We start from the raw sequence: 11204 nt of genomic DNA on the forward strand, positions 1-11204 counted from the left end.
AAAAACCTAAAACATTGTTTGTTGATTCAGCATCTAAAATCGTTTCATCATAAGAAGTACCTTCCAAAGAAACATAATTATTCCAGTGTAGCGGAAACACTTCATTAGTATTCGTGGGACTATATACTCCTGGAGAAAGGAATATGGTGTTATGATTTACCCTATCTGAATAAATTCTTGATAGCGCATAACTAACACTTCTCAATGGACTTTCTGGTGAAATACCACTATTTTGATTATTCCCATCTACTGAAACGTAAATATCTGAGTTGATTAAGCTATCTTTCAAACCATGAAGTATGTTGAAGTTAAAGCTATCAATTGGTGTGACATAGTAATCAGAAGGATTAATAACAGTAAATGTATCTATAAATGCATTAACATTAACTGATCCAATTGCATAAATATCCCTACCGCTCCCCCGATTATTAACATAAATGTTATCATATATATTGCTTCTGTTATCCTCATCAAACGTTGCTACAGAATTATCTAGAAAATATATACCAGCACCAAAATTTTCTGCAATATTATTACATATTGAGACTTTAGATAATGTTAAACTGGAATTATTCCATACAATTCCACCCCCATTTCCAGCTATATTATTTTTAATCTCAACATCAATCATATACAGAGAAGATCCACTAACATACATTCCTCCACCAGCATTTGATTCATTATCTCTAATTAATACATTATTTAATATTCCCTTTGATGAATAATAATATATACCACCACCCCAACCTAACCAACTACTATTATTCTTATTTCCTGTTATAATGATATTCTTTAAATCAAGATAAGAATCTACACATAATATTCCACTTCCGTCTTCATCTGATGTGTTATCTACAATATATCCACCATCAATAAAAACATTTGAGTTTGATTTAATGTAAATCCCACCACACTCTTGCAGAGAGTTATTCGAAATCAAAGATAAATTTTCAAAATTTAGATTTGAGTCTTCTAAGTAAATTCCACCAGCAGAAATATCTGCAGAACCGTCAATAATCTTAATATCACGTAAATTAGAATTTGATAAGGCAAAGAACATACCCCCACCCTTATCAGCGTAACAATTAGAAACAACAACATTATTAATAGTCGGTGATGCATCATGACAGTAAATACCAGCACCTCTATAATATTGTCCATGCTTTATAGAAAATCCAGACAAAACAGCTACAGTATCTTCTTGATTAAGAAATTTAACAACTGAATTGCTATAATTAGCATCTATAATAGTTTGGCTAATATATGAAGTATCATTAGTCGTGAAAAACAAAGACCCAACCACAATATTTTTCCCATTATAATTAATGTTCTCAACATACGTGCCTGGTTCCACAAGTACTGTGTCTCCACTAATTGAAACATTTATTCCTTCTTGAATTGTTGTATAATCTCCAGTACCATCACAATTTATATGAATAATATCAGCAATAAGATTACATAAAACCAGCATGAATACAGCAATAAGAAGGTATAGTTTCTTCATTTATTAAATACCTATTGCATGATCTGGATAATCTCTGCAGAGATCTGTGCTGCTGCATTATCGAAGGCTGCCAGCCCTGCTTTATCCATATCGTTGTTTATACCTTTTACATTCGAAAACGTGTTTTTATAAATCTCATCATAGGTGGACATATCCATAACAGAAATAGATGCATCCACAAATGCAGAGCACATGCTGTATACAGTCGAACCTTTTCTCGACTGTGCATCGATGATGATCATATAATCTGCATCCGATTTCATATCAACAAAATTGTATCCATATTCTGAGAGTTTCTCTTTAAGTTTTGGTTCAATATAATTCACATCGAGGGATTCTCCAAAATTCAATTCTGTAGACTCAATAAAAATCTTAGGACCGGAAACATTCAAAAGTACATTTGCAGACGGGATTGTCAGACTCTTTATGATATCGAGAATAATTGGATTTGATTCCTCTGCAGAAATGAGATTATCGAGTGCTAGCTCCCCTTTGATGACCTGCATCTTGTCCGCAGAATAAATTGATGACACCATGCATAGTGCGATACCATCCAGGCTTGTTTTGGCATATTCGATCAGATCACCTTCACCTTTAATAAAGCCAAATTGGATAGGGAGATTCGAAATGGGGGCAGTCATATACAATGCTTTATAGAGGATTGGATTATCGAGTCCCTTGCCGATTGTTGCATCCACTTCCGGCTGAACAGGTTTCAGGGAAATCGTACTCAAAACCTGCTGGAGTGAGGAATGGATCGTATTGAGCATGTATATTTTTTGTCCATTATACATTGTCTCAAGTGGTTCGGTTAAATATGGTTCTATTGGGTTCAAGGATTGCAAATAAAGCTGCAGAGCTTCTGTTATCTGGTTACTTACCTTTCTCTGTTCTGCTTTGGTAAAAAAATCCAAAGAAAGCGAAAGCGCTTTATCGATCTTCTCTTTGCGGAGTTGCGTATATTTTATTTTTGATAGTTTGTAATACACCCAGTATTGAGTTTTATCTTCCCATGTATCGACCAGTTCGTATCCTTCGAGCTGTGCTTGCGTGGATGACTGAATTTGTGATTCGAATTCCTCTTTTACCACACCTGCCTTTTCGAGAATCTGGTTGATTGTAGCACCACTGATCGTCACCGTTATCTCAGATGCGATCTCTCGTAGAGCACGGTCTTTTGCCTTCTGAATATATTCGCTTGTTTCTGTATCTTTTTGGGCAACACCGATGCCAATATAAGCATTACTATCAATTGGTCTTTTGGTTACCCAATCAGGCTTTTTCGCTGCAAATGCAGATAAACACACAAATATAAAGATGACGAGAAAAATTAGAATTTTTCTCATATTCTCACCTCTAGCAACATTTCTTTTTTATTACAGATTTTTGTGTAACGTTTATGTGTCAAGAATTTTGAAATCCCGTTTCATGGTATGTTTTACTTCGATATTTTTGAAGGAAATAGAGCATTCCATAGAGTGCGAAACCTGCAATGTAAAAATAATATCTAAAGCCATCAGAAATATGAAGGAGTTTCGTTACGAATCCCGGATAAAAGAAAATAATAGATGTAATCAAAAATAAGATCGTTTCATACAATTTGTTCTTGATGATGAACCAACCCTGAACAGCGTTGGTGAATGCCAGTGCTCCCAGCGTTGCCATACCGAAGATGAACATTGCATGGGCAAAACTGTTGATGCCATAGAGAACAAGTTCGGTATTAAAGACGAACATGAATGGAATAACTGCTGTACGAAGATCGTATATGAAACCCTGAACACCTTTCGGGATCGGATCTGATTTGGCTATCGCAGCCGCAGTGTATGCTGCAAGTCCGACCGGTGGTGTATCATCAGCAAGAATACCGAAATAAAAGCAGAAAAGATGTGCTGAGATCGCAGGTATCGGATTCATGCTATGCACTGCACTGAGCTTGATGATGACTGGTACGGTTATGGATGCCATCACTATATACGTTGCTGTTGTGGGAAGTCCCATTCCGAGAATCAAGCTGGCAATTGCAGTTATGATAAGAAGGAGAAGGATGTTTCCCCCAGAAAGAGTCTCAACGATCCCAACGATCATACTGCCGATACCCATCGTGACTATACCAACAACAATCCCAGCAGTTGCAGTTGCAACCGCCACAGACAGCATATTCTTAGAACCGTTTATCAGACCTTCAGATATAATTCCTAAACTCCTTTTTATCGAATTGAGAATACTATCTTTTTCCTTTTTGGCATTTATGATCTCACGAACGAATACGATCACCATCAGGGATATGATGGCATTAAAGGCAGCAAGATTCGGTGAATGTCTGAGAGCGATGAGTTCATAAATGAGTATAATGAGCGGGATAAGGAAATAAAATCCTTTCCTCATGACATTTCGAAATTTTGGTATTTCTTCGATCGGTAATCCCTTCATACCGCGTTTAGATGCTTCAAGGTGTGTAATATAAAAGAGTGCAATGTATGAAACAACTGCAGGAATTGCAGCTGCTTTGATGACATCGATATAAGGCAATCCGAGATATTCAGCAATGATGAATGCAGCTGCACCCATGATCGGTGGCATGAGCTGCCCATTCGTGCTCGCAGCAACCTCTGTGGCAGCAGCTATTTTAGCGGGATAACCAACCTTCTTCATGAGTGGAATGGTAAACGTACCCGTTGTTGCAACATTCGCGATACTCGAGCCGGACACAATACCAGTTAAGCCGCTGGAAACAACCGCAGCTTTTGCAGGACCTCCCTTGAAACGACCAAGTAGTGAAATAGCAACTCTATTAAAAAACTGCCCTGCTCCTACTCGTTCAAGCATTGCTCCTAAAAGAACAAAGAGGAAAACCGTTGTTGCTGATACATCGAGCGGAATGCCGTAAATCCCTTCAGTTGAAAGCACTATCTGGCTGATATATTTTGTTAACGAAACTCCTTTGAATGCAAAAATCCTGGGTAGGTACGGTCCAAGAAAAGCATAAATTGTAAAAAGAACCGAGATCAATGTCAATGCTGGACCAAGAGAACGTCTGGCAGCTTCCAATAGTAAAACAATAAGAGTAAAACTTATGATGACATCTCGAAGAATTGGACGACCAGAGCGCATACATACGCCGGTCCAGTCCAGCATGATATACAATGCTGCACCTGCGGCAATTATTGCAAGTATGTAATCCAGAACTGGAATGTTATTATCCCGAAAACAATATCCCTTCTGATCCTTTGGCTTTCTGAATGGAATCGTTAAAAAAACAAGACAGAGTGCAAAAGCAAGGTGAATTGCCCGGATCGACACACTATCGAGAATAATGAAATATGGCAGTGCAAGCTGAAAAAGTGCCCATGCCAGAGCAATAAATGAGATGATCAATGAATGAACATTACTAAAAATTCCTTTAGACATAACTATCTTTTATGATGAAGTAAGCAACTCTATTAGAAAATTTTAGTTATTGTTTCAATAACGGAAAACACAAAAGTAATTGCAAATATTGCAAAGCCCAGCCAATAAACCGGTAGGTTCTTTTTTGCAACGGTAAATCCAAAAAAGAATTTATTGAAATCATTCATCAGCTTAAGATAATCGTCCTGATCCTCTTCTGCGATCTCATCAAGCTCTTCTTTGAAGTTCTTGGAATCCTGAGCAATCTTCACTGAGAAAAGAAATCCCACAAGAACCAGCAAACCAACCTTTAGAAACCAGGGCGCACTATATACAGCCATGGATGTAACTCCCAAAAATTCTCCGTTCAGATTTAATTTCTCTTCGATACTCATCTATTTCTCCGAAATTTTCTTTTGGTATACATAAAATTTATTCCTGGAACCAACTTTTTCGATAATATCCATTTTTTTCAGACAATACACCAATTTTTGCGCAAACCATTTCGACCGACCGATAGCAAAAGCAACATCTTCAGTTGTAAACTGGGCAGGTAATACATCAGGAATGAGAATCTCAAAATCTTTTGGGTTTTGTATGATCACTGAATCCATGACATCCAAGAGTCTTCTTTCATGAGTTACCCAGCCATGCCTTCGCCAGCCTTTTCTCGGATCATATCTTCGAACTTCTTCTTCCTTGATAAAGAGAAGTTCGAGGACAAAATTTTTATGCTTGAGCAGCGATGGAAAACTAACCAATTCGTTAAGAATATCAAGCATAGTTCCTTTTCTGGGAGACTTTCTTCGAACAGGGTCTCCATCACCATCTTTTGGTAATTTTACCAGCCATTTTTCCTGAGCAATTGTATGAATGAGATGTACTTTATGATTGGATAGTAACGTTCTGATCTTTGTTTTTATCGATGAAAAATTCCGGGTCTGTATCTCGATCAATTCATTACCGCGAACAATATCGATGTAATATCCATCAATAGGAACTTCAAGCCTATCACCTGGCTGCGCATACCATGTTTTGAGATCAGCATGCAGAGATTTCTCATTTAATGTACCGATATAATGTGATTGTTCATTTTTATCCGGCATACGTATAAATCTTATGATTGATGGATTTGTATCCACATGGCCCGATCGTTTTGCTCAAATCCGCATTTTTGGTAGAACTCTTTACGTCCTTCGGTATAGGTTAAAAAGAAATATGTACCTTTGAATTTTTCTCTGAGCATGTTCATCATACGTTTGCCGATACCTCTCGTATGATACTCCGGTCGAACGATGACATCAAAAATATTTGTGTAGTAATATCCGTCAGATATTGCACGAGCAAAGCCGACAAGTGTATTGCCATCATATGCAGTAATATAATACGAATTACGAAATGCTTCAACGATATTTTCGGGATTTTTTCTCCATTCCACACTCTTGAAAACATCGATCAGTTCATCTGCAGTAATAGGATTGTTTTTCTCAAATCTGATATTAATCTCTTTATCCATGAGTAAGCCAATCTATTGCTTCATCTCTTGTCTTGAATATTCGGAAATGGTTACCTTTATTCGTTTCAAGAACCATTTCGGAGAATCGTTTGTTATCTTGTATATCTAAGGATAGAACCATTGCCACTCTCATATAATAATTCATACATTTCTGCAAAACTTTACCGGCAAGCTGAGATTTCAGATCAAAAAAGCTCTCGTCAACATTATCGGTGTAGAGCAGTAAATTATTTGTTTGATGATACCCGCAGAATCCGATGAGATCGACTGCATCCTGTTCACTTGAAACAAGCTTCGTTGTGTGATCACACTCCGCAAAGATCGAATCATTCTCTTTGAGAATTTTTATTATATCCATGGCAAACTCCTTGAATCATTCTTCTCAACAATGTATGACACGATTCCTTCCACTTTCTTTTGCTTTATACAGGGCTGTATCTGCACACTTTACAAATTGATCGTTTTGATGTATGTCCTTTCCAAGTTCTGCAATGCCAATACTGACTGTAGCCCGTATATCATCATGTTTATTATTTGCTCGGACGAGAATTTCGGTCTCGATAGCTTCTCTGAGTCTTTCACCAAGAATACTCGCGACTTCGATCTTTGTTTCAGGAGCTATGATTGCAATCTCTTCTCCACCATATCTTGCTATGACATCAGTATTTCTCACGTTTTTTTGCAAAAGGGAACTGATCTTCTTCAAAACTTTATCCCCAACATCATGACCATATTTATCATTGATCTTCTTAAAATGATCAACATCGACCATAAAAAGTACGAGCGGAGAACCATATCGATGTGCTCTATTTATCTCATCCGCAAGTCTTCTGTCAAAATGCCTTCTGTTATAGAGGTGGGTCAAAGGATCGGTTACGTTTTCCCGTTCGAGTCTGCTGATCCGAAGAAGGTCACGAGCTGTTTGCATTGCAAGAGAACTGGTGAGCAGAACGAACACCGCGCCAAAGAAAAAGATAAACGGCACGATCAAACAGGAAGGATCATTGAATGCATTCCATTCAACGACGAGAAATACAACATAACCAATAATAAAGATAACGATCAGGATACTTAAAATATACCACTTTTTCTTTAATGATCCCTCAGGTAGGTGCCTCATCAGTTGCTGCAACTGAAAGAGTGACACTAACAAAAGTATCGCTCCGATTATAATGATTGCATTCTTTACTATTTGAAAATACATAGGTATCCTTCCATCAATTTATCATTCTTATGATTCCTCAAAAACGACAACCTTATTACGTCCATTTGATTTAGCTTCGTATAAAGCCACATCAGCCTTTTGTATGAAATCCTTCATACTGACAATATTTTTAGTAAGTCCGGAAATCCCTATACTGACAGTAGCTTTTATTGCTGGATGAGAATTGGTTTTTTTTACTAATACAGTATCTTCGATTGTCGATCTAAGACGTTCTCCAAGAGTACGGGCAACTTCAATGGTTGTCTCAGGTGCAATGATCGTTATTTCTTCTCCACCGTACCGAGCAACGATATCGTTCCTTCGTACCTGATCCTGAATAAGTCTACCCAATTCAACCAGTACATCATCGCCAATGTCGTGTCCAAAAGTATCATTTATCTTTTTAAAATGGTCAACATCGACCATGAACAATGCAAGTGGAGAATTATATCGATGAGCTCTGCTGATCTCTTCAATCAGCCGCATATCAAAATGACGGCGATTATTGATCTCCATAAGCGGATCGGTGATATTATCCTGCTCAAGTTTGTTTATGCGGAGAATGTCCATTGCGGTCTGCACTGCGAGTGAGCTTGTTAAAAGAGCAAAGATTGCACCAAAGAAAAATATGAAAGGAACAATAAAATCGGAGGCTGTTAGATTTCTATTCCATTGTGCAACAACAAAAACAATATATCCAGCAAAGAAAAACAGGATCAGGATGCTGAGCAGATCCCATTTGCTACGCAGGGGACCTTCTGGCAACTTCTTTTTGATCTGCTGCATTGGGTACAGTGAAATAATCATTATGATCGCACCAATGATGATCATCCAATTTTTTAATAGATTCAATATAAACATAATATTCGTATCCTCGATCGTTGATTTCAGAATGGCCAGTTCACTCGATACATTAACGGAAACTGATTTATAATAATATGGTTTAACCAGATTCTCTTATCATGGCACATCCTAGAATGTAATGATGAAATGCTTCAATACGTAACATAATGCGTCAAGGTTCTTATCATACATTATTCAAATTGCTCTTAATAATGTCTTTCGAAGGCAAAAAGATAACGAACCTATGGAATATTATACGATAGCCCTACAAGTGCCTGGGAAACTGTTCTAGAATCAGTGGAAATTATCTTGTAAATATCATATTCAAGAATTAAAGCACAGGTTCCGCCAAGGCGAAATCCCGTGGATAATCCAGCATAAGTTACCCAATTGGAGCTGTCATGATAATAATACACTCTTGGACTCAGAAACAAGGCAACCTCTTTTACTGGATGAAAAGATGTGTACAGGGGTAAAAGAAATCCAACCTCTTTAAAGCCAAATTGAACTGATTGTATCGTAAAACCTAATCCGATGCTGCTGGCAAATAATGAACTATCAGTTCCAGCAAATTGATATTTCACATCGAGGGTAGTGGGCAGATATGCTATAAACTCCAAACCAAAATCAAAATTCTTAAAAAGTCCATAGCGTAAATTCAATTCCCAAAAATGATAGTTAGAAAAAATCTTGCTATCATCATTTTCAAATAGACTACCATAACCAATTCCAAGACCCACATCCCCCTTCTTCATAGTTCGTCCTGTTTGCATGGATGACATCATGGAGCATCCAAGGATCATAGAAACAAAAATAACCACACAAGCTATATGCCTGAGAAGACTATATCTTGCCATCAATACTCCCTTCAATAATTGACTTACATATCGGTTTGAATGAGTGAGGGTTTTATATAATCAATTAATCCTGCTTCTTTGTAATATTTCAAAGCTCCGGGATGAAGAGGAGCAGACAGCCCTTTCAGCATACTCTCTTTTGTAAGAGTGCCATATGCTGGATGAAGGGTTTTAAATTCATCAAAGTTCTCAAATACTTCTTTTGTGAATGCATACACAATATCATCAGAAACATCGGAAGAAGTGACCAGAGTTGCTTTCACGCCGATCGTTGGTACGTCTTGAGTATTCGTGGAAAGTTCATAATATTCATGAGGAATAATTGCTTTATCGTAGTATGGAAGCTCATCAAGCAGAGCATCGATCGGTGCTCCCTCAATAGGCACGATATGAACTTTTATACGTCCGGATGTTGCTTCTTTGATATTACCGTTCGGATGACCTACCGTATAGAAAAAGGCATCCATACGCTCATCCTGGACGAGTCCCGGCGCTTCGACAGCTTTTACATATTCTGCTCCGAGCATATCTTCACCAACATTAAAAGCATTAAGGACATCCCTGGAATTTTGAAGTTGTCCCGAGCCTGGGTTGCCAAGATTAACCTTCTTACCTACAAGATCCCGTATGGTATAAACACCACTTTTGTCAGAAGCAATCAATGTTATTGCTTCCGGATGTATTGAAAACACTGATCTCAATTTGTTTTGTGGTCCTATCTCAGCCCATTCAGAAAGCCCTTTGATAGCTTGATATTGTCTATCGGATTGTGCAATACCGAAATCGAGGTCACCACTGAGGACTGAATTAATATTATACACCGAACCAGCTGTGGATTCGACTGTTGCTTTGATGCCGTATTCTTTGAAATTGTTGTTCACCATCCTGCTGATAGCTCCCCCGGTTGGATAATAAACACCGGTTACTCCGCCTGTTCCGATGGTAACAAAAGTAATATCATGTTTTGCGCATGAAATTATTAGAAAAAGAAGGACGATTATTAAAATAATGTGTGTAAATTTCATATGATACTCCGAAGTGTTTTGTTTTAACGTATAAGCAAGAAGTTATTGTCAAGATTCTTGATAGTGAACCAATCAGTCTTTTAAACAGCGTATAGAGAATCCAGAACATTTAGTCTGGTTGTATGAATGCACCTCGCATGCATCGTGGTAGAGTTTTATATAGGGTGCTGTAAAAATAGAATCTTCAGAAGAAGTCCAATATGCAGCTTGATAACCCATTTCATCACATCCTCCATGAAATAATCTATAACCACCCGGAACAATAAACATACAACTTTCGTTTGTTGCACCTGTATTCGGCTCGTGCCAGAGTCCATCACCTTGCTCAAGTGTGCCTGTAGTTTTCATTTTTCCACCTGCTACTTGCCAGCCATCAAGGTTTTCTAAAAGGATTTGCCATTCTTCATATGTTGGAACATGCCAGCCGGTTGGTGCAAGCATTCGATAATCGTCCACAGCGAGCCAATTATAAAGTAAACCATATGTTTCAAAATAAGTTGTATCATTATCGTAATGACAATAAGCTCCATAATATGTATCAAACCATGAAGTATCATCTTCATAATGTTTCAATGGATAGCCGTTTTTATACCGTTTCACACGCAAATTTTCAGCCATCCAAACCTGGTCACCTATTTGAACAGTGTTATATATATTTCCATCAATATCAATAACAGAATTTGATGAATTAAAAATTGAAAAATATTCACTAAAAGTTTCAACTTCAGGATATTCTAAACCTGATATCCGAACTTGATAATCTAAACTTGATTCCACAAACTCGGGAATATCCCACAAATAATGAAAATGCAAATGATAAATTGTCTGTAATGATTCTACAATTGATGCATAATATGTATCTGAT

General features: G+C 37.5%; 12 protein-coding genes. All 12 read right to left on the reverse strand.

The genetic code is table 11. The features are described 5' to 3' along the window. Nucleotides 1-1504, reverse strand: a 1504-nt coding sequence (locus JW794_02525; GenBank protein MBN2016999.1) for a hypothetical protein, incomplete at its 3' end; no start/stop codon positions are given. 11 nt (nt 1505-1515) lie between these two features. Then, the gene (locus JW794_02530; GenBank protein ID MBN2017000.1) at nt 1516-2850 is read right to left on the reverse strand and encodes an LPP20 family lipoprotein; all 1335 of its coding nucleotides are present in this window, start codon (nt 2848-2850) and stop codon (nt 1516-1518) included. A gap of 58 nt (nt 2851-2908) precedes the next feature. After that, the gene (locus JW794_02535; GenBank protein ID MBN2017001.1) at nt 2909-4915 is read right to left on the reverse strand and encodes a TRAP transporter permease; all 2007 of its coding nucleotides are present in this window, start codon (nt 4913-4915) and stop codon (nt 2909-2911) included. A 32-nt stretch (nt 4916-4947) separates the two neighbouring features. Further along, on the reverse strand, nt 4948-5289 hold the full coding sequence (locus JW794_02540) for a hypothetical protein (GenBank protein ID MBN2017002.1): 342 nt from the start codon (nt 5287-5289) through the stop codon (nt 4948-4950). Next, on the reverse strand, nt 5290-5946 hold the full coding sequence (locus JW794_02545) for a hypothetical protein (GenBank protein MBN2017003.1): 657 nt from the start codon (nt 5944-5946) through the stop codon (nt 5290-5292). Nucleotides 5947-6011: 65 nt separating this feature from the next. Then, nucleotides 6012-6410: a GNAT family N-acetyltransferase gene (locus JW794_02550; protein MBN2017004.1), complete on the reverse strand. Its 399-nt coding sequence runs from the start codon at nt 6408-6410 to the stop codon at nt 6012-6014. Then, nucleotides 6403-6768 carry a DUF4180 domain-containing protein gene (locus tag JW794_02555; GenBank protein MBN2017005.1) on the reverse strand — a complete coding sequence of 122 codons (366 nt, stop codon included), beginning with the start codon at nt 6766-6768 and terminating at the stop codon, nt 6403-6405. The genes JW794_02550 and JW794_02555 overlap by 8 nt, the downstream gene beginning before the upstream one ends. A gap of 24 nt (nt 6769-6792) precedes the next feature. Then, nucleotides 6793-7614: a GGDEF domain-containing protein gene (locus tag JW794_02560; GenBank protein ID MBN2017006.1), complete on the reverse strand. Its 822-nt coding sequence runs from the start codon at nt 7612-7614 to the stop codon at nt 6793-6795. 27 nt (nt 7615-7641) lie between these two features. After that, the gene (locus JW794_02565; GenBank protein ID MBN2017007.1) at nt 7642-8466 is read right to left on the reverse strand and encodes a GGDEF domain-containing protein; all 825 of its coding nucleotides are present in this window, start codon (nt 8464-8466) and stop codon (nt 7642-7644) included. 233 nt (nt 8467-8699) lie between these two features. Continuing rightward, nucleotides 8700-9314: a hypothetical protein gene (locus JW794_02570; protein MBN2017008.1), complete on the reverse strand. Its 615-nt coding sequence runs from the start codon at nt 9312-9314 to the stop codon at nt 8700-8702. 23 nt (nt 9315-9337) lie between these two features. After that, nucleotides 9338-10339 carry a TAXI family TRAP transporter solute-binding subunit gene (locus tag JW794_02575; protein MBN2017009.1) on the reverse strand — a complete coding sequence of 334 codons (1002 nt, stop codon included), beginning with the start codon at nt 10337-10339 and terminating at the stop codon, nt 9338-9340. Between the two features lie 72 nt (nt 10340-10411). Beyond that, on the reverse strand, nt 10412-11204 hold a 793-nt coding region (locus JW794_02580), incomplete at its 5' end, for a fibrobacter succinogenes major paralogous domain-containing protein (protein MBN2017010.1).

The organism is Candidatus Cloacimonadota bacterium (genome assembly GCA_016932035.1).
Taxonomy (GTDB): Bacteria; Cloacimonadota; Cloacimonadia; order JGIOTU-2; family JGIOTU-2; genus Celaenobacter.